This window comes from Streptomyces canus (assembly GCF_030816965.1).
GTDB classification, from domain to species: domain Bacteria; phylum Actinomycetota; class Actinomycetes; order Streptomycetales; family Streptomycetaceae; genus Streptomyces; species Streptomyces canus_E.
Genome location: NZ_JAUSYQ010000002.1, coordinates 2639110 through 2657042, shown reverse-complemented (window position 1 = coordinate 2657042; position 17933 = coordinate 2639110). Strand labels below are relative to the sequence as shown.

At 71.7% G+C, this 17933-nt stretch carries 20 protein-coding genes and 1 pseudogene; 15 read left to right on the top strand and 6 right to left on the bottom strand.

All coding sequences use genetic code 11. The features are described 5' to 3' along the window. Positions 1–26: 26 nt before the first annotated feature. Positions 27–191: a hypothetical protein gene (locus tag QF027_RS13235; protein WP_306982829.1), complete on the bottom strand. Its 165-nt coding sequence runs from the start codon at positions 189–191 to the stop codon at positions 27–29. Between the two features lie 224 nt (positions 192–415). Here QF027_RS13235 and QF027_RS13230 point away from each other — a divergent pair, with 224 nt between their 5' ends. From QF027_RS13230 to QF027_RS13215, 4 genes are all read left to right on the top strand, one after another. After that, positions 416–1621, top strand: a complete 1206-nt coding sequence (locus QF027_RS13230) for an NYN domain-containing protein (protein ID WP_306982832.1) — start codon at positions 416–418, stop codon at positions 1619–1621. Positions 1622–1727: 106 nt separating this feature from the next. Beyond that, positions 1728–2702, top strand: coding sequence for an ABC transporter ATP-binding protein (locus QF027_RS13225; RefSeq protein ID WP_306986734.1), 975 nt, complete (start codon positions 1728–1730; stop codon positions 2700–2702). 94 nt (positions 2703–2796) lie between these two features. After that, a complete protein-coding gene (locus QF027_RS13220) occupies positions 2797–3621 on the top strand; it encodes an ABC transporter permease (protein WP_307074662.1) in 825 nt (274 codons plus the stop codon). Positions 3622–3655: 34 nt separating this feature from the next. Further along, positions 3656–4333, top strand: a complete 678-nt coding sequence (locus QF027_RS13215) for an AAA family ATPase (protein WP_306982835.1) — start codon at positions 3656–3658, stop codon at positions 4331–4333. Between the two features lie 152 nt (positions 4334–4485). Here the strand turns inward: QF027_RS13215 and ybaK are convergent, their stop codons facing one another. The 4 genes and pseudogenes from ybaK to QF027_RS13195 form a co-directional block, all read right to left on the bottom strand. Continuing rightward, on the bottom strand, positions 4486–4989 hold the full coding sequence (gene ybaK / locus QF027_RS13210; protein ID WP_307074659.1) for a Cys-tRNA(Pro) deacylase: 504 nt from the start codon (positions 4987–4989) through the stop codon (positions 4486–4488). 15 nt (positions 4990–5004) lie between these two features. Continuing rightward, positions 5005–5746 (bottom strand): annotated as a pseudogene (locus tag QF027_RS13205) (LON peptidase substrate-binding domain-containing protein). Between the two features lie 11 nt (positions 5747–5757). Continuing rightward, entirely contained in the window at positions 5758–6771 is a 1014-nt protein-coding gene (locus QF027_RS13200) for a hypothetical protein (protein ID WP_307074656.1), read from the bottom strand. A gap of 121 nt (positions 6772–6892) precedes the next feature. Then, on the bottom strand, positions 6893–8470 hold the full coding sequence (locus QF027_RS13195) for an oxidoreductase (RefSeq protein WP_306982845.1): 1578 nt from the start codon (positions 8468–8470) through the stop codon (positions 6893–6895). Positions 8471–8627: 157 nt separating this feature from the next. On the opposite strand from QF027_RS13195, the gene hisD reads away from it, so the two are divergent. The 10 genes from hisD to QF027_RS13145 all read left to right on the top strand — a co-directional run bounded on the left by hisD (position 8628) and on the right by QF027_RS13145 (position 16806). Further along, positions 8628–9953 (top strand): histidinol dehydrogenase, encoded by a 1326-nt coding sequence (gene hisD / locus QF027_RS13190; protein WP_306982847.1) that lies wholly within the window; start codon positions 8628–8630, stop codon positions 9951–9953. Beyond that, positions 9950–11098, top strand: coding sequence for a histidinol-phosphate transaminase (locus QF027_RS13185; protein ID WP_307074654.1), 1149 nt, complete (start codon positions 9950–9952; stop codon positions 11096–11098). Before hisD ends, QF027_RS13185 begins: the two co-directional genes overlap by 4 nt. Then, positions 11095–11688 (top strand): imidazoleglycerol-phosphate dehydratase HisB, encoded by a 594-nt coding sequence (gene hisB / locus QF027_RS13180; RefSeq protein WP_307074652.1) that lies wholly within the window; start codon positions 11095–11097, stop codon positions 11686–11688. Before QF027_RS13185 ends, hisB begins: the two co-directional genes overlap by 4 nt. Beyond that, on the top strand, positions 11685–11849 hold the full coding sequence (locus QF027_RS13175; RefSeq protein ID WP_306982852.1) for a hypothetical protein: 165 nt from the start codon (positions 11685–11687) through the stop codon (positions 11847–11849). Before hisB ends, QF027_RS13175 begins: the two co-directional genes overlap by 4 nt. Further along, positions 11840–12499: an imidazole glycerol phosphate synthase subunit HisH gene (gene hisH, locus QF027_RS13170; RefSeq protein WP_306982855.1), complete on the top strand. Its 660-nt coding sequence runs from the start codon at positions 11840–11842 to the stop codon at positions 12497–12499. The genes QF027_RS13175 and hisH overlap by 10 nt, the downstream gene beginning before the upstream one ends. Further along, positions 12496–13221 carry a bifunctional 1-(5-phosphoribosyl)-5-((5-phosphoribosylamino)methylideneamino)imidazole-4-carboxamide isomerase/phosphoribosylanthranilate isomerase PriA gene (priA, locus tag QF027_RS13165; RefSeq protein WP_307074650.1) on the top strand — a complete coding sequence of 242 codons (726 nt, stop codon included), beginning with the start codon at positions 12496–12498 and terminating at the stop codon, positions 13219–13221. Before hisH ends, priA begins: the two co-directional genes overlap by 4 nt. Next, on the top strand, positions 13218–13613 hold the full coding sequence (locus tag QF027_RS13160) for a RidA family protein (RefSeq protein ID WP_307074648.1): 396 nt from the start codon (positions 13218–13220) through the stop codon (positions 13611–13613). The genes priA and QF027_RS13160 overlap by 4 nt, the downstream gene beginning before the upstream one ends. Beyond that, on the top strand, positions 13610–14365 hold the full coding sequence (hisF, locus tag QF027_RS13155) for an imidazole glycerol phosphate synthase subunit HisF (RefSeq protein WP_306982862.1): 756 nt from the start codon (positions 13610–13612) through the stop codon (positions 14363–14365). The genes QF027_RS13160 and hisF overlap by 4 nt, the downstream gene beginning before the upstream one ends. 120 nt (positions 14366–14485) lie before the next feature. After that, positions 14486–15073 (top strand): ArsR/SmtB family transcription factor, encoded by a 588-nt coding sequence (locus QF027_RS13150; RefSeq protein WP_307074646.1) that lies wholly within the window; start codon positions 14486–14488, stop codon positions 15071–15073. 110 nt (positions 15074–15183) lie between these two features. Next, a complete protein-coding gene (locus QF027_RS13145; RefSeq protein WP_373432495.1) occupies positions 15184–16806 on the top strand; it encodes an MFS transporter in 1623 nt (540 codons plus the stop codon). Positions 16807–16808: 2 nt separating this feature from the next. On the opposite strand, the gene QF027_RS13140 is transcribed toward QF027_RS13145, so the two are convergent. Continuing rightward, on the bottom strand, positions 16809–17444 hold the full coding sequence (locus QF027_RS13140) for a TIGR03085 family metal-binding protein (RefSeq protein WP_306982870.1): 636 nt from the start codon (positions 17442–17444) through the stop codon (positions 16809–16811). 83 nt (positions 17445–17527) lie between these two features. On the opposite strand from QF027_RS13140, the gene hisI reads away from it, so the two are divergent. Beyond that, positions 17528–17923, top strand: coding sequence for a phosphoribosyl-AMP cyclohydrolase (gene hisI, locus QF027_RS13135; RefSeq protein ID WP_306982872.1), 396 nt, complete (start codon positions 17528–17530; stop codon positions 17921–17923). Positions 17924–17933 lie beyond the last annotated feature (10 nt).

Below are 17933 nucleotides of genomic sequence, written 5' to 3'. Positions count from 1 at the left end.
GGTCTCAACAACCCTTTATGCAGATGTCAGTTGTGACCGAAGCTCTTCTGCCGGCCCTTGCGGGCGACATCGCCGGGGGTCACCTGCGGGGCACGCTGTTCGGCCTGTGCCTCCATCGAGGAGTGCTGGGCCTCCTGCCGGCCACGCTCGGACTGCGGCTGCTTTCGGTTCTGCTTCTTGTTCTTGGCCATGGTGATCTGCCTCCTGAGGGGGATCTAGGGGCCAGGGCCGGGACCAGATTCACATAGGCTGGCAAGAGGCGCATTTCGGATAATTACCGTGTGTGACAGGGAATGTCGCCGCGCGACGCCTCGAAACGCCACGCCGAAGATCGAGTTCCGGCCGTTAACCCCCGCGCGGTCGGGCAGACTCGAAGGAAGCCCGAAGCAAACCTCCCGGAAAGAGGGTGGATCGCGTGGACCGCTGCATCGTCCTGGTGGACGCCGGGTATCTGCTGGGGGCCGCCGCCAGTCTCCTTGCCGGGGAGCCTTCCCGTTCCCGTATCACCGTCGACCACGCCGCCCTGGTCCAGGGGCTGCGCGACCGGGCCGAGTCCGACACGGAACGGCCCCTGCTGCGCATCTACTGGTTCGACGGCGCCCCCGACCGCGTCCCGCAGCCCGAGCACCGCAGACTGCGCGTGATGCCCCGGGTCACCGTCCGGCTCGGCGCCCTGACCCGCAGCGACGGACGCTGGGCCCAGAAGGGCGTGGACGCCGCCATGCACGCCGAGCTCACCGAGCTGGCCCGCAACCGCGCCTGCTCCGACATCGTGCTCGTCACCGGCGACGGGGACCTGCTGCCGGGCATGATGGCCGCCAAGGAGCACGGGGTCGCCGTACACCTGTGGGCCGTGCAGGCCGCCGACGGGGACTACAACCAGTCGGAGGACCTGGTCGCCGAGGCGGACGAGCGGCGGGTGCTGGACCGTGCGTGGATCACCAAGGCCGTACGCGCCAAGGAACTCGGCGGGATCTGCGCGCCGCCGCCCGTGCCGCGGCCCGAGATCGCCGCGATCCTCTCGGCGCCGCTGCCCGAGTCCGCGCCCGAGCGGACCGGGGAGGAGCGCGAGCACGCCACGGCCGCCGCCTCGGAGAACGGCACGCAGGAGCGGGTGCCGGCGTCGAAGGGGGTGCCGACGCCCAAGGACCTCGCCGCGCTGCGGGCGCCCGGTACCCAGGCCGCGCAGCACCCCGCGAGCGCGACCCTGCGGTGGTCCTCCGACAAGGGATGGGTCGACCGGCCCGGTGGTGCCGCCGAGCCGCCCGAGGTCGCCTCCATGCCGACCCTCGCGCAGCTGACCACGGCGGAGCAGCGGTGGGCCGACCGGGAGGAGGACATCACCACGGTCGGCGGGGACCCTTTCGAGGTGGGGCAGGTCTTCGCGCGGCGGTGGATGGAGCGGCTGGGGGACCAGGTGCATCTGCAGCGGTTGTCCGGGATGTATCCGCGGGTGCCGCACCGGATCGACGGGGAACTGCTCAGGTACGCGGCGCGGTTCGGGCTGCTCGCGCACAAGGACGACCAGATCGACGAGCACGACCGTTATGCGATCCGCGCCGGGTTCTGGCGGGAGATCGACGTGCGGACGGCGGCGGAGCACGCGCCCGCCGGGGAGTGAAACGGCACATACGCCGCCCCGAGGAGGAACACGGCGCCCCGACGCCGTAGTCTCGTCTTTTGTGAGTACGCGCGCGGCACAGGCACTTCGGCACGGTGGTGATGTCGTGTGTGCGGTGCGCGGGCTGACCAAGACCTATCCCGCGGTGCGCGGGCGGCGCGGGACCCCGGGGACACCCGAGGTGCGGGCCACCGACGACGTGGGGCTGGACATCCGGCGGGGTGAGATCTTCGGCCTGCTCGGGCCGAACGGCGCCGGGAAGACCACGCTCGTACGACAGTTGACCGGGCTGATGCGGCCCGACCGCGGCAGCGTCGAGATCCTGGGTCACGACATCGTGCGCCACCCGGACCGGGCCTCGCGGATCCTCGCCTACCTCGGCCAGGAGTCCACCGCCCTCGACGAACTCACCGTCTCGCTCGCCGCCGAGACCACCGGGCGGCTGCGCGGCCTGGAGGCGCGGCGGGCGCGGGCCGAGCGGGACGCCGTACTCGAGGAGCTGGGGCTCACGCCGATCGCCGGGCGGCCGCTGAGGAGGCTGTCCGGCGGGCAGCGGCGGCTCGCGTGCTTCGCGTCGGCGCTCGTGGGGGAGCGGCCACTGCTCGTGCTCGACGAGCCGACCACCGCGATGGACCCCGTGGCGCGCCGCGCGGTGTGGTCCGCCGTGGACCGGCGGCGGGCGGAGCGGGGCACGACCGTGCTGCTCGTCACCCACAACGTCATCGAGGCGGAGACGGTCCTGGACCGGGTCGCCGTCCTCGACCAGGGCCGGGTGATCGCCTGCGACACACCTACCGGCCTCAAGGAACAGGTCGCGGGCGAGGTCCGTGTCGACCTCGTGTGGCGCGAGGCGGCCCCGCTGCACGTGCCCGAGGTCGCCGCGCTCCAGGACCGTGCCGTGGCCTCCGGGCGCCGCTGGACGCTGCGGCTCGCCCCCGAGGAGGCCCGCGCGGCCGTGGCCACCGTGACCGGCGGGGCCGCGTTCGCCGCGCTGGACGACTTCACGCTCGCCACACCCAGCCTTGAGGACGTGTACCTCGCGCTGGGCGGGGCCGCGCGGCAGGGACTGGTGAAGGCTTGAGCACTTTGAGTACGCGGACGGCCGTATCCGTACGTCACTGGGCGACATCCGTACGTCACAGGGCGACCGCCGGAGCGAAGAGGAGCAGAGCCACGTGAGTGTCGTACCCGCCGAGGTTCTGCCGGGCGGCGCGTCGGCCGTCGGGGCGACGGGCCGGGACGCGGCCGCCGAGCTCGGGCCGCGCGCGCGGCTGTGGCCGTCGCTCGCGGCCGTCTACCGGGCGCAGCTGTCCCGCGCGCGGGTCGCGCGCATCCCGCTGCTGTTCGTGGCGACCTTCCAGTCGATCGGCATCATGATCCTGATGCGGGGGGTCGTGGACGGTGGGGGCGAGGCCCAGTCCGTGGTCGCCGGGGCGTCCGTGCTGGTCGTCGCCTTCGTCGCGCTCAATCTGCTCGCGCAGTACTTCGGTCAGCTGCGGGCGAGCGGCGGGCTCGATCACTACGCCACCCTGCCGGTGCCGCCGGCCGCCGTGGTGCTCGGCGCAGCGGGGGCGTACGCCTCCTTCACCGTGCCCGGGACCGTGGTGACCGCCGTGTTCGGGTGTGTGCTGTTCGGGCTTCCGCTGGCCCATCTGTGGGTGCTCGCGGCGGTGATTCCGCTGGCCGGTGCGGCCCTGGCGGGGCTGGGCGCCGCGCTCGGGCTGCTCGCGCCCCGGCCGGAACTGGCCACCCTGCTGGGACAGCTCGGGATGTCCGCCGCGCTACTGCTCGGGGTGCTGCCCGCCGAGCGGATGCCCGAGGCGGTGCGGTTCACGCGGGACCTGTTGCCCTCGACCTACGGCGTCGAGGCGTTCGCACGTACCTTCGGGCCGCATCCCGACTGGGCCTTCGTGCTCGGTGACCTCGCCGTGTGCGGGTGCGTGGGCGTGGTCTCGCTGGCCGTCGCCACCTGGGCCTATCGCCGGGCGGCCGTCCGGTGACGCGCCGCACAGGCGGGCCTGGCACGATGTCAGGGTGACCGCACCGTTGACTCCTCCTCCGCCGCCCCACGAACCCTCCTCGCACGATGCGTGGCAGGCCCCTGATGCCCGGTACCCGGCTCCCGCCGAAGTCCGGTACGGGCAGGACGGGCCCGGCATGAAGACCGAACTGCTGGAGGCCGTGGTGGTCACGGTCGCCGTGGCGGTCGTCGGGGCCCTGCTCGGGGTGCTGTGGTGGCGGCTGGCGCCGCATGTGCCGCTGGTCGGGGATGTGGACGGGCAGGGCAGCTGGGCCGTCTATCTCAAGGACACCGAGGGCGAGCAGGCGGTGGGAGTGGACGGGACGTTCACCCTGCTGGCGCTGGCCTTCGGCTTCGTGAGCGCGCTCGTGGTGTTTCTCTGGCGGCGGCGGGGCGGGGTGCCGTTGGTGGTGGGGCTGGCCGTCGGAGGGGTGCTGGGGTCCTTGCTCGCCTGGCGGGTGGGGACGTGGCTCGGTCCGTCGTCGGATGTGCTCGCCCATGCCAAGGCTGTGGGCAAGGGGGTCACGTTCTCCGCGCCGCTGAAGCTCGGGGCCAAGGGGGCGTTGCTGGCCTGGTCGCTGGCCGCGCTTGTGGTGCATCTGGGGCTGACGGCGTTGTTCGGGCCCCGGGATCCTGAGCCCATATACGGCGACGCGGTCCCCAAGGACGGGTACGGGGCGCCGGCGCAGTAGGGCGCCGGGATCGAGCCGTGATGTCCCGTCGCGGCCCTACGCCGGTCGCCTGCCGTGGTTCGAGCGGCCCTTCTTGGTGCGCCCTTTGCGTTTCCGTGTTTTCTTCGACATGCCCCTTCTGCTTGACCGAGGAAGAGGGGCCCGTCGAGGGGTCACGCGCGGGCGATGGGCGCCAGGACCGCTTGCGTGAGGTGGGCCAGGTCGGTCGGCGCCAGTTCCACCTCAAGGCCCCGACGGCCGGCCGAGACACAGATCGTGTCGTGGGTGGAGGCGGAGGCGTCGAGGACCGTGGGGAGCTTCTTGCGCTGGCCCAGGGGGGAGATGCCGCCGCGGACGTAGCCCGTGGTGCGTTCGGCGAGGGCCGGGTCCGCCATCGCCGCCCGTTTGCCGCCCGCCGCCGTCGCCAGAGCCTTCAGATCCAGTGAGCCCGCCACCGGTACCACCGCCACCGTGAGGGCACCGTCCACGTCCGCCACCAGCGTCTTGAAGACACGGTCGGGGGAGACACCCATCGCCTCGGCCGCCTCCTCGCCGTAGGAGGGGTGGGAGGGGTCGTGTTCGTAGGCGTGCACGGTGAAGGGCACGCCTGCCGCGGTCAGGGCCACCGTCGCGGGGGTGCCTCCCGACTGCTGTTGCTTCTTCGGCTTCTTCGGCATCTGGCGGTTCCGGCCTCAGTTCAGACTCGTCGGGCCGAGCGTCAGTTCCGACGCCGGCAACGACGGAAGATTACGGATGATCGCCGTCTCCGCGCGCAGGAGTTTCAGTTCGTCCCGGAGACGGGACGCGGTGTCGGGGGCCTGGAGCAGTCGCTGCTTCGTGGGGGTGTCCAGCATCATCGCCGCCGCCACCAGGTACGACACCACGGACGGTTCGTCCGGGAGGTCCGTGCCGGACGACAGGGTGCGTTCCCTGGCCCCCGCCAGGCGTTTCTGGTACTGGAGGAAGGCGCGCAGGACTCCTTCCGCCAGGGGACCGGACTCCTCGCCCGCCTCCTCCGGCAGCTCCTCCAGTTCGGCCGTCAGATACGGGCCCGACGCGTCGACGGACAGCAGGCGCACCCGGGTCGTGCCCGTCGCCAGGACCTCGAACGTGCCGTCCGCCCGCTCCCGTACCGTCGCCGCGTCCGCCACGCAGCCCACCGCGTGGAACGCCTTGACCGGGTCGTCGCCGAAGCCGGCCGCGGGGCCGCGCTGGGGGCACGGCCGTCTGGTCCGGCAGGCCGGGTGCGCTGGGCGCCACCTCGTGGCCGTCGCGGATCGCCACGACGGCGAACCGGCGCGGTTCCTCGTCGGGGGTCTTCAGCAGGTCGCGCATCATGGCGCGATAGCGCTCCTCGAAGACGTTGAGAGGAAGCACGAGCCCCGGGAACAGTACGGAGTTCAGGGGGAAGAGCGGGAGCCGCACGGTGGTCACGGCGCCAAAGCCTAATGGCCTCCGGAGCGGACACGTCCCCCGTGCCCACTCCGTGGATGGATCAGGGCGTGCCGCCGGACCTCCTCGCGGACCTCCAGGAAGCGGCCCAGCGGGTCCTCGGACTCCCGGCCCCACGGGAACGAGGTCGCGTACGGGCCGATCATGCGCAGCTGCTCCAGAGCGTCCGTCCAGCGGCCGAGGCGCACCAGGACGTACACCAGCTTGTTGCGGACCTCGGCCGGCCAGAGGTCGGCCGCCGCGAACGTGGCGGACAGTTCGATCGCCCGGTCCGCCGCCGCGTCCAGCCGCTCGCGCGGCACGGCGGTGCCGCCGCCCTCGGTCAGACAGGCGAGGGCCGCCCGCGCGGGCAGCGCCTGGATGAGAGAGCCGGGCGGGGCGTCCTGCGCGGCCCGGTCGGCGAAGTCGAAACACTCGCGGTACGAGCCGCGCCAGGACGTCGCCAGATAGCGCAGAGCGGCGACGTGGCAGCCGTAGTGGAGCGGGGCGCGCCTGAGGGCCGCCTCCCACAACTCACCGAAGTAGGTGTGCCCCGCCTGCGAGCCGCGCGCGTGGTCCAGAGCGATGCGCCACGGCACCGGGTCGCGGTCCTCGCCGCGCGCCGCGGCCGTGATCAGCGGGCTCACCTCGCGCAGCAGTTCCCTCCGGGCCGGTGAGTCCCAGACACGGTCCACCGCGAGCTGGGCGCCCAGCAGCAGCTGGTCCGGGTCGTACGGGGCCTCGGCGCGCCAGGCGTCGTACCACTCGGGGCGCGAGCGGGCGAAGGCGGAGAGCCGCCGGACGTACCGGTCGCGCAGCTCCCAGGCGGCGCTGTCGCGGGTTGCGGCGAGCAGCTCGGCCGCGCGCCCGTACGCGCCCTGCCCGGCCGCGACCAGCGCCGGCCCGAGCCGGTCGTCGGGCGCGTCGAGCAGTACCTCGTCGTCGGCGGACAGTCCGCCGGTGAGGTGGTGGGGGGGTATCCGTGACGCGCGGATGAAGGGGGGCAGCAGAGCCATGGTGTCGACCATTGAAAGTCCGCGGCTCAGCGTTGCGCCAGTGCGCACGTGCAACTCGTGGAAAGTTGTACGGTCGACGGTCAAGCCACGGTAAAGACGTGACCTTCGTTCACCTTCTGCACCATGGACCTCCCTAATTTCGCCGCAACAGCCTCGTGGCCCCCGCCGCCACGGTGGTCGCCAGGATCCAGCCCAGGAGGACCATGGCGGCCGCCAGCCATTGCCAGCCACCGCGCAGCTGCCAGAAACCGACCTGTCCCAGGTCGATCACCGGGAGCAGGAGGTCGAGGGCGAAGAGGGCGGGGTTCCAGACCGGATGGTCGCCGCCCTTGAGCGGTGGATGGCTCGCGTGTGCGAACGCCATGGAACCCGCCGCCCACAGCACCGCCATCCACACGGCGGCCCGGCCGGGCCGGTACCCGTAGGCGACCGTCCAGTCCTGCACGTATCCCCACAGCTTGGCGGCCAGCGGCAGGCTCTCGCGGCGCCGGCGCTGCTTGGCGAGCAGCACCTCGCGTGCGTCCTCGTCCTCACCACCGGCCCGCAGCACGGCCGCGAGCCTCTCGTACGGCTCCGGGTTGTACTCGGCGGTCGCGGCCGCCACCCACTCCAGCCGCTCGGCCAGCGGGAAGGGACCGTGCGGTACGAGGTTCTCGTAGACGAAGCCGCCCATGTGGAGGTTGCCCGGCCCCGGCCAGGCGCTCGCCCGGTCCACGAGGTTGCCGACCCGCGCTCCCGAGAGGACCACCTTGCCGCGCTGCGGCTTCTCACCCAGGAAGCGCAGCTCCGGGGCCTGGATCCGGCGCAGCGACAGCTCCTGCTCCTCCGTGAAGGTGAAGCGGGCCCGCTCCAGGTCGACCGCGTCCCCGAACCGCCCGTCGTCCAGCCGCACGCCGCCCACGCACTCGAAGCGCTGGATGCGTGTCCCGCGCGCGGGGGTCGCCCCGCTCAGCATGGAGGCGCCGACGCCCGCCGGGGTCAGGTACAGCGTGCGCTCCACGGTCAGCTGGGGGGCGTTCAGCGCGAGCCGGGTGTACGGGTTGTTCAGCCGGGCGCCACGCAGGCTCAGGGAGACGCCGACGGTGGCGCTGCGCAGGCTCAGCTCGCCGTGCGACTCCAGGAGCTCGGCCTGCAGGTCCTGGCCCACGGTCATGCCGTCGGCGGCGATCGAACGGCCGCTGCGGTCGCGGTAGACGATCGCCTGGTTCATCAGCAGATCCGTGCCGATGTGCGCGTCGGTCAGCCGTACGCCGTTGTGGAAGCGGCAGCGCGGCAGATGCAGATCGCCCTCCGTGTGCACCCTGGCGGCCTCCAGGCGGGGCACCGAGCAGTCCACGAACCGCGCGGTGGTGAAGCGGGCCTCCGGGAGCAGGATCTCCCGCTCGAAGCGGCAGCCCTTCATCTCCAGGTACGGCACGACCGTGCCGCCCGCGAGGTCCAGGGTGCCGCTGATCTGCACACCGGTGAGCTTCAGGGACGAGACCCGGCCGGCTAGCGCGGGCGGACCGTCCAGGAGCAGCCAGCACACGATACGCGCGCGTACCGTCCGCTCGGGACCCCAGGGGTGCCCGCCGTGCGGATCGTCGACGACGGTGTCGCCGCTGCTCAGGTCGTACACGGTGCCGTTGCGGAAGGCCTGCCACATACCGGCTTCCGCGGCGGTCAGATCGTCCGGCAGGTCTCCTTGGCGGATCCCGGCCCCCTCGGTCACGGTTCTTCCAGCCCCTCGGTCACTTGTGATTCGTACAGCTGTTCATGCCCGCTGAGTAACCCACTGAACGCTAGACGTGAGGGCGATCTTCCGGGTTGCGTATCAGCCATTGGAATGCGCGAACGGGCCCTGACGAGGGTCTGAGAGAATTGACGACGTGATCTCCCGAATCGATCTGCGCGGCGACGCCCTCCCCGAGGGCCCTGCCCTGCGCGACCTGCTGCCCCGAGCCGACTTCGACGTTCAGGCCGCCCTGGAGAAGGTGCGTCCGATCTGCGAGGCCGTGCATCATCGGGGTGACGCGGCGCTGATCGACTTCGCCGAGAAGTTCGACGGGGTGCGGCTGGAGTCGGTACGGGTGCCGGCCGCCGCTCTGGACAAGGCGCTCGAAGAGCTCGACCCCGCTGTGCGCGCCGCCCTGGAGGAGTCCATCCGCCGCGCCCGTCTCGTCCACCGCGAGCAGCGCCGTACGACCCACACGACCCAGGTCGTGCCCGGCGGTTCCGTCACCGAGAAGTGGGTGCCGGTCGACCGGGTCGGGCTGTACGCGCCCGGTGGCCGGTCGGTCTACCCGTCGTCCGTGATCATGAACGTGGTGCCCGCGCAGGAGGCGGGAGTGGAGTCCATCGCGCTCGCCTCGCCCGCTCAGGCCGAATTCGGTGGCCTCCCGCACCCGACGATCCTCGCCGCGTGCGCGCTGCTCGGCATCGACGAGGTCTACGCCGCCGGCGGCGCGACCGCCGTCGCCATGTTCGCGTACGGCACCGAGTCCTGCCCGCCCGCCCCCATGGTCACCGGCCCCGGCAACATCTGGGTCGCCGCGGCCAAGCGCTACTTCACGGGCAAGATCGGCATCGACGCCGAGGCCGGACCGACCGAGATCGCGGTCCTGGCGGACTCCTCCGCCGATCCGGTGCACGTGGCCTCCGACCTGATCAGCCAGGCCGAGCACGACCCGCTGGCCGCCGCCGTCCTGGTCACCGACTCCGTCGAGCTCGCGGACGCGGTCGAGGCGGAGCTGGAGCCGCAGGTCGCGGCCACCAAGCACATCGACGACCGGATCGTGCCCGCCCTGAAGGGCAGGCAGTCCGCGATCGTCCTCGTCGACGGCATCGACGAGGGCCTCAGGGTCGTCGACGCGTACGGCGCCGAGCACCTGGAGATCCAGACGGCCGACGCCGCGGCGGTCGCCGACCGGGTCCGCAACGCGGGCGCGATCTTCATCGGGCCCTGGGCCCCCGTGTCGCTCGGCGACTACGCCGCCGGGTCCAACCACGTGCTCCCGACCGGTGGGTGTGCCTGCCACTCCTCCGGACTGTCCGTGCAGTCCTTCCTGAGGGGCATCCACATCGTCGACTACACGAAGGACGCGCTCGCGGACGTGGCGCACCACGTGGTGACGCTGGCGGAGGCGGAGGACCTGCCCGCCCACGGGGCGGCGATCAAGGCCCGGTTCGGGTGGAAGGTGCCGACGAGCAAGTGAACTTCGGAATCGACGATCTTCCCGTACGGGACGAGCTGCGCGGCAAGTCCCCCTACGGCGCGCCCCAGTTGGACGTCCCCGTACGGCTGAACACCAACGAGAACCCCTACCCGCTGCCCGAGCCGCTGGTCGAGCGCATCGCCGAGCGCGTCCGCGAGGCCGCCCGCGATCTCAACCGCTACCCGGACCGCAACGCGGTCGAGCTGCGCACCCAGCTCGCCAAGTACCTCACCGACACCTCGGGGCACGAGGTCGGCCTCGCCAACGTCTGGGCGGCGAACGGCTCCAACGAGGTCATCCAGCAGCTGCTCCAGACCTTCGGCGGACCGGGCCGTACGGCGATCGGTTTCGAGCCGTCGTACTCGATGCATGCCCTCATCGCGCGCGGCACCGGCACGGGCTGGATCTCCGGTCCCCGGGGGGAGGACTTCACGATCGACCTCGCCGCCGCCGAGCAGGCCGTCGCCGAGAACAAGCCGGACGTCGTGTTCATCACGACCCCCAACAACCCCACGGGAAACGCGGTCCCGCCCGAGACGGTCCTCGCGCTCTACGAGGCCGCGCAGGCCGCGAAGCCCTCCATGGTCGTGGTCGACGAGGCGTACGTCGAGTTCAGCCACGGCGACTCGCTGCTGCCGCTGCTCGAAGGACGGCCGAATCTCGTCGTCTCACGGACGATGTCGAAGGCGTTCGGGGCCGCGGGCCTGCGCCTCGGCTACCTCGCGGCGCACCCGGCGGTCGTGGACGCCGTGCAGCTGGTACGGCTGCCCTACCACCTGTCGGCCGTCACACAGGCGACCGCGCTGGCCGCTCTGGAGCACACCGACACGCTGCTGAAGTACGTCGAGCAGCTGAAGGCCGAGCGGGACCGGCTGGTGAGCGAGCTGCGCGTGATCGGCTTCGAGGTCGTGGACTCGGACGCGAACTTCGTGCAGTTCGGGCGGTTCGATGGCCCAGGGGGCTCGCACGCGGCCTGGCAGAAGATCCTCGACCAGGGTGTCCTGGTCCGGGACAACGGCATCCCGGGGTGGCTGCGGGTCAGCGCCGGAACCCCGCAGGAGAACGACGCGTTCCTCGACGCGGTACGTGAGTTGCAGTGTCTTGTGGGGGACACCCCCACACCCCCGAAGGAGCAGAGCACATGAGCCGCGCAGGACGTGTGGAACGAGTGACCAAGGAGACCTCGGTCCTGGTCGAGATCGATCTCGACGGGTCCGGGAAGGTCGAGGTGTCGACGGGCGTCGGCTTCTACGACCACATGCTCGACCAGCTCGGCCGGCACGGTCTGTTCGACCTCACCGTGAAGACCGAGGGCGACCTGCACATCGACTCCCACCACACCATCGAGGACACCGCCCTCGCGCTCGGGGCCGCCTTCAAGCAGGCGCTCGGCGACAAGGTGGGCATCTACCGCTTCGGCAACTGCACGGTCCCCCTGGACGAGTCCCTCGCCCAGGTCACCGTCGACCTCTCCGGCCGCCCCTACCTCGTGCACACCGAGCCCGAGAACATGGCGCCGATGATCGGCGAGTACGACACCACGATGACCCGGCACATCCTGGAGTCCTTCGTCGCCCAGGCGCAGATCGCGCTGCACGTGCACGTGCCCTACGGGCGCAACGCGCACCACATCGTGGAGTGCCAGTTCAAGGCGCTGGCCCGGGCCCTCAGGTACGCCAGCGAGCGCGACCCGCGCGCGGCCGGCATCCTCCCCTCCACGAAGGGCGCGCTGTGAACGGCCTCTCGACCCTCCTGATCGTCGTCGGCCTCTTCCTGGCCGGCGGCATCTACTCCTTCGTCAAGCAGCAGATGCCGAGGAGCCTCATCGTGCTGCTCTCCATCGGCGCCGCGATGTGTCTGGTCTCCGGCGTCCTGAGGCTGGAGGTGTGGAATTGAGCGCTTCGTCGACAAGCACGAAGAAGGTCGTCGTCTTCGACTACGGCTTCGGCAACGTGAGGTCCGCCGAGCGCGCCCTCGCGCGTGCAGGAGCCGACGTCGAGATAACGCGTGACTACGACAGGGCCATGAACGCCGACGGTCTGCTGGTGCCGGGCGTCGGTGCCTTCGCCGCGTGCATGAAGGGCCTGCACGAGGCCCGCGGCGACTGGATCATCGACCGCCGGCTGTCCGGCGGGCGCCCGGTCATGGGCATCTGCGTCGGCATGCAGATCCTCTTCGCGCGCGGCATCGAGCACGGGGTGCAGACCGAGGGGCTCGACGAGTGGCCCGGCTCGGTCGAGCCGCTGAAGGCCGACATCGTGCCCCACATGGGCTGGAACACCGTCGACGCGGCGGCCGGCTCCCAGCTGTTCGCGGGCCTGGACGCCGACGCCCGCTTCTACTTCGTGCACTCCTACGCCGTTCACGACTGGTCGCTGGAGACGCACAACAAGGCGATGACGGCTCCCAAGGTCACCTGGTCGACGCACGGCAAGCCCTTCGTGGCCGCCGTGGAGAACGGCGCGCTGTGGGCCACGCAGTTCCACCCCGAGAAGTCCGGCGACGCCGGTGCCCAGCTCCTCACCAACTGGATCGGAACACTGTGAGCAAGCTCGAACTCCTTCCCGCCGTCGACGTCCGCGACGGCCAGGCCGTCCGCCTCGTGCACGGCGAGTCCGGGACCGAGACGTCGTACGGCTCCCCCCTGGAGGCCGCCCTGTCCTGGCAGCGGGCGGGCGCGGAGTGGCTGCACCTGGTCGACCTGGACGCGGCGTTCGGCACCGGCGACAACCGTGAGCTGGTCCGGCAGGTCACCGAGGCGATGGACATCAAGGTGGAGCTGTCCGGCGGCATCCGGGACGACGCCTCGCTGGCGGCCGCCCTCGCCACCGGCTGCACCAGGGTGAATCTCGGCACCGCCGCCCTGGAGAGCCCGGAGTGGGTCGCCAAGGTCATCGCCGAGCACGGCGACAGGATCGCGGTGGGCCTGGACGTCCGCGGTACGACCCTGAAGGGCCGCGGCTGGACCCGCGACGGCGGCGACCTCTACGAGACGCTGGAGCGGCTCGACTCCGAGGGCTGCGCCCGGTATGTCGTCACCGACATCGCCAAGGACGGCACGCTCCAGGGCCCGAACCTGGAGCTGCTGCGCAATGTGTGCGCGGCGACCGACCGCCCGGTGGTGGCCTCCGGCGGCGTGTCCTCGCTGGACGACCTGCGGGCCATCGCCGAGCTGGTGCCCCTCGGTGTCGAGGGCTCCATCGTCGGGAAGGCCCTGTACGCGAAGGCGTTCACCCTGGAAGAGGCCTTGGAGGCGGTGGCTCAGTGAGCGATCTGCGACGCGTCACGACCGGTGCGCCCTGGGAGGACACCTTCGGGTACTCCCGAGCGGTGGAGTTGCCCAACGGCCTGGTGCTGGTCTCCGGCTGCACGTCGATCGTGGACGGCGAGATCGCCGGAGGCGACCCGTACGAACAGACGGTCAACTCCTTCGGCGTCGCCTTCGCGGCGCTGGAGCAGCTGGGCCTGGGCCGGGACGACGTGGTGCGGACCCGCATGTACATCACCCACGCCCGGGACGTGGACGATGTCGGACGCGCCCACAAGGAGCTGTTCGACGCCGTCCGGCCCGCCGCGTCCATGATCATCGTCTCCGGCTTCGTGGACCCGAGTCTGGTCGTCGAGGTCGAGGTGGAGGCGTTCCGAGGAGTGTCCTCATGACACTGGCCGTACGAGTCATCCCCTGCCTGGACGTGGACAACGGCCGGGTCGTCAAGGGCGTCAACTTCCAGAACCTGCGCGACGCGGGCGACCCCGTCGAGATGGCCAAGGTGTACGACGCCGAGGGCGCCGACGAGCTGACGTTCCTGGACATCACCGCCTCGTCGGGCAACCGTGAGACGACGTACGACGTGGTGCGCCGCACCGCCGAGCAGGTGTTCATCCCGCTGACGGTCGGCGGCGGTGTCCGCACGGCCGAGGACGTGGACAAGCTGCTGCGGGCGGGGGCGGACAAGGTCGGGGTGAACACCGCGGCCATCGCGCGCCCCGAGCTGATCAAGGAGATCGCCGAGCGGTTCGGCCGGCAGGTGCTGGTGCTGTCGGTGGACGCGCGACGCACCGCTGCGGGGACCTTCGAGGTCACCACCCACGGCGGTCGTCGCGGTACCGGCATCGACGCCGTGGAGTGGGCGCACCGGGCGGCCGAGCTGGGCGCCGGCGAGATCCTGCTCAACTCGATGGACGCGGACGGCACCAAGGACGGCTACGACCTGGAGATGATCGAGGCCGTCCGCAAGCACGTGACGGTGCCGCTGATCGCCTCCGGCGGCGCGGGCAGACTCGACCACTTCCCGCCGGCGATCGGGGCGGGCGCGGACGCGGTGCTGGCGGCCTCGGTGTTCCACTTCGGTGATCTGCGGATCGGCGAGGTGAAGGAGACGCTGCGGGGGGCGGGGCACCCGGTGCGGTGATGCCTTTGTCCGGCTGAGCCCCGGTCGCCGAGACGGCCGGGGCTTTTCCATGGACAAACAGGAAAGAGAAGTTGCGCAAAATATATTGCGCAAATTTCCTTGCGTACCTACGGTGAGGGCATGTCACGCGAGCAGAACCGCCCGATCACCGACCTCGGCACGCTCAAGGCACTCGCGCACCCGCTGCGGATGCAGCTCTACCGGGGGCTGTGCGTGTCCCGGGTCGCCACCGCCTCCCACCTCGCCGACCAGGTCGACGAGGCCGTGTCGCTGGTCAGCTACCACCTGCGCAAGCTGGCCGAGCACGGGCTGATCGAGGAGGCCGAACCGCAGAGCGGGGACGGCCGGGAGCGCTGGTGGCAGCCCTCCTCCCAGGGCGTGAGCATCCGCGACCGGGACTTCCGGGACGCGCCGGAGCGGGCGGCCGCGCATCTGGCGGCCACGCGGCTCTTCCACGAGCAGCGCGCCGACATGTACCGCCGCTACCTCGACGAGCGGCCGACCTGGAGCGCCGAATGGAACGCTGCCGCCCCGGACAGCGAGTCCCTGCTGCGGCTGACCTCGGCCGAACTGGACGAACTGCGCGAGGAGTTGCTCGCGATTGCCAGGAAGTACGACGAGAAGGGCCGGGCCGCCGAAGCCGCAGGCGACACCGAGGGCCGCGAGAACGTCGCGCTGCACATGTACGGATTCCCGTTCCGCGTCTGAGAGGGCTCCCTTCAGTGACCGCCACGCTCGCCACCCCGGCCGACCCCGTCGACACCCCCGCCCACCGTGACGGCAACGTCCTGCGCTGGCTCGGCGGCTACACCGCGTCGATGATCGGCGACAGCGTCTACTACATCGCCTTGTCCTGGGCGGCTGTCCAGACCGGTACGCCCTCGCAGGCAGGCGTCGTGATGGCGGTCAGCGCAGTGCCGCGTGCCGTGCTCATGCTGGGCGGGGGAGTGATCGCCGACCGGTTCGGGCCGCGCAGGGTCGTCATCATCAGTGACACGGTCCGCTGTGCCGCCGTGCTCGCGGTGGCGGGGCTGCTCTTCCTCACCGGCCCGGGCCTGTGGCAGCTGGCCGTGCTCGCCCTCGTCTTCGGCACCGTCGACGCGGTGTTCCTGCCGGCCGTGGGGGCCCTCCCCGCGCGCGTGACGAGCCGCGGGCAACTCGCGCGCGTGCAGGGCATGCGGGGCCTCGGCATCCGCTTCGCGAGCGTGGTCGGCGCGCCGCTGGGCGGACTCGCGGTGGCGGTCGGAGGCGCGGCGGCGGCGTTCACCTTCGCGGGGGTGCTGATCGCGGTGTCGGTGCCGCTGCTGATATCGGTACGACTGCGGGAGCTGCCTGCCGGCGACGGGTCCGGGGAGGGAGCCGGGGCGGTCGACGGAACGGTCGACGGAGCTGAGGGCACGGGGGTCTTTGGCGCGGGGTACGGAGGCGCAGGAGAAGCGGTCGGTGCGGACGCGGGGAAGCCGGGCCACGGCGGCGAGCGGGTGGTTGGTGAGCGCGGTGGACGGTCGGTCCGCGAGCGGTTGACTGGTCGTGGTGGTGGGGCGGGTGCGGCGGGTGGGGACGGTGGGCGGTCGGTCCGCGAGCGGTTGACTGGTCGTGGTGGTGGGGCGGGTGCGGCGGGTGGCGGTCGGATGGTTGGTGGTGACGGTGGACAGTCGGTCCGCGAGCGGTTGGTCGGCCGTGGTGGTGGGCTGGGTGCGGCGGGCCGCGGCCGGGTGGCTGGTGAGGGCGGCAAGCGGGAGGGCCGTCGAGGCGGCCGTGTGGGCGCGGTGGTCGACAGCGGCGAGCGGGTGGTCGGGGAGGCCGGGGGAGGCGCCCTCGGTCCTGGTGGTGCCGCCTGGCAGGACCTGGTCGTCGGGCTGCGCTACATCCGCCGTCACCGTGTCCTCGCCCCGCTGATGCTGGCCATCGCCCTCGGTGACCTCGGGTTCGTCGGACCGCTCAACATCGGGCTGACCCTGCTCGCCGACGAGCGTGGCTGGGGCGCCTCCGGAATGGGCTCGGTGCTCGCCGGGTTCGGGGTCGGCGCCGGGGCCGCCTCCCTGCTGCTCGCCGTGCGCGGGCGCGTGCCGCACGCCGGACACGTGATGGTGTACGCCTGCCTCGGCGGGGCGGTCGCGATCGGTGCACTGGCCTTCGTCCCAGGGGTCCTCGCGGCAGTCGGGGTCGCCCTGCTGATCGGACTGCTCGCCGGACTCAGCGGTGCCCTGTGCGGCGCCCTGTTGCAGACCCAGGCCGATCCCGGCTACCTGGGCCGCGTCACCGCCGTCGCCTCACTGGTCAGTCTCGGTTTCGCACCGCTGAGCATGCCCCTGTCGGCCGCCGCCATCGGCGCCTGGGGCACCGGACCGGTCTTCGTGGTCAGCGCGGCGGTGTGCGGGCTCGGCGGGGTGGTCGCGCTGTGCGCACGGAACCTGCGCCGCGCCGAGCTCCCCACGTGACCTCAGATCCCGAGCTCCTTCGCCTCGTGCAGCTTGGCGATCGCCTCCTTGTCGCCGTCCAGCTCCACCTTGGCCGCGCTCTGCCGGCCGTACAGGAACAGCAGCAGCTCCGACGGCTCACCGGTCACCGTGACGACCGGTGTGCCGCGGTGGGCGACCGCCGTCTGGCCGTCCGGGCGACGCAGTACCAGGCCGGTGGGGACGCCGCGGCCCATCAGCCGGGCGGTGCGCTCCAGACGGGACCACAGGGCGTCCTGGAAGACGGAGTCCAGCTCGCGCGGCGCCCAGTCGGGGCGGGCCCGGCGGACGTCCTCGGTGTGGACGTAGAACTCGACCGTGTTCGACAGCTCCTCGACCTGCTTGAGCTGGAACGGCGAGAAACGCGGCGGGCCCGTACGAATGAGCTGGATCAGCTCTTCGTAGGGCTTCTCGGAGAACTCGGTCATCACCCGGTCCAGGCGGGACGCGAGCTGCTTGATCAGCAGGCCGCCGGCGGCGTCGGGACGGCGCTCGCGCACCACCACGTGCGCCGCGAGATCGCGGGTGAGCCAGCCCTCGCAGAGAGTGGGGGCGTCCGGACCCTCGGCCTCCAACAGGTCGGCGAGGAGAAGTCGTTCACGCTTGGCGAAAGTCGACATGCAGTCAGCCTACGGCCGCCTCCCCGGTCCGCACAGTGGACACCACGCCGGGCTTGTCGGTGGCGGGCGGCACAATGGCAACCATGACCAGCACGCCCCCACCCAGCAGCCTCGACCCGGAGATCGCCGCGCGCCTCAAGCGCAGCGCCGACGGGCTCGTCCCCGCCATCGCCCAGCAGTACGACACCGGTGAGGTGCTCATGCTCGGCTGGATGGACGACGAGGCGCTGCACCGCACGCTGACCACCGGCCGCTGCACCTACTGGTCGCGCAGCCGCCGGGAGTACTGGGTCAAGGGCGACACCTCCGGCCACTTCCAGTGGGTCAAGTCCGTCGCCCTGGACTGCGACGCCGACACCGTGCTGGTCAAGGTCGACCAGGTCGGTGCCGCCTGCCACACCGGCGCGCGCACCTGCTTCGACGCGGACGTGCTCCTCAAGGACGGCGCTGATTCCGGTGCCGCCGCCTCGGATCAGTAAGGTCAGCCGC

What these genes read in the sequence shown, in the direction of transcription:
- QF027_RS13235 (WP_306982829.1), bottom strand. Translation starts at nt 191, where the DNA reads ATGGCCAAGAACAAGAAGCAGAACCGAAAGCAGCCGCAGTCCGAGCGT.
- ybaK (WP_307074659.1), bottom strand. Translation starts at nt 4,989, where the DNA reads ATGCCGAAGAAGCCGAAGAAGCAACAGCAGTCGGGAGGCACCCCCGCG.
- QF027_RS13200 (WP_307074656.1), bottom strand. Translation starts at nt 6,771, where the DNA reads ATGGTCGACACCATGGCTCTGCTGCCCCCCTTCATCCGCGCGTCACGG.
- hisB (WP_307074652.1), top strand. Translation starts at nt 11,095, where the DNA reads ATGAGCCGCGCAGGACGTGTGGAACGAGTGACCAAGGAGACCTCGGTC.
- hisF (WP_306982862.1), top strand. Translation starts at nt 13,610, where the DNA reads ATGACACTGGCCGTACGAGTCATCCCCTGCCTGGACGTGGACAACGGC.
- QF027_RS13150 (WP_307074646.1), top strand. Translation starts at nt 14,486, where the DNA reads ATGTCACGCGAGCAGAACCGCCCGATCACCGACCTCGGCACGCTCAAG.
- QF027_RS13145 (WP_373432495.1), top strand. Translation starts at nt 15,184, where the DNA reads ATGATCGGCGACAGCGTCTACTACATCGCCTTGTCCTGGGCGGCTGTC.
- QF027_RS13140 (WP_306982870.1), bottom strand. Translation starts at nt 17,444, where the DNA reads ATGTCGACTTTCGCCAAGCGTGAACGACTTCTCCTCGCCGACCTGTTG.
- hisI (WP_306982872.1), top strand. Translation starts at nt 17,528, where the DNA reads ATGACCAGCACGCCCCCACCCAGCAGCCTCGACCCGGAGATCGCCGCG.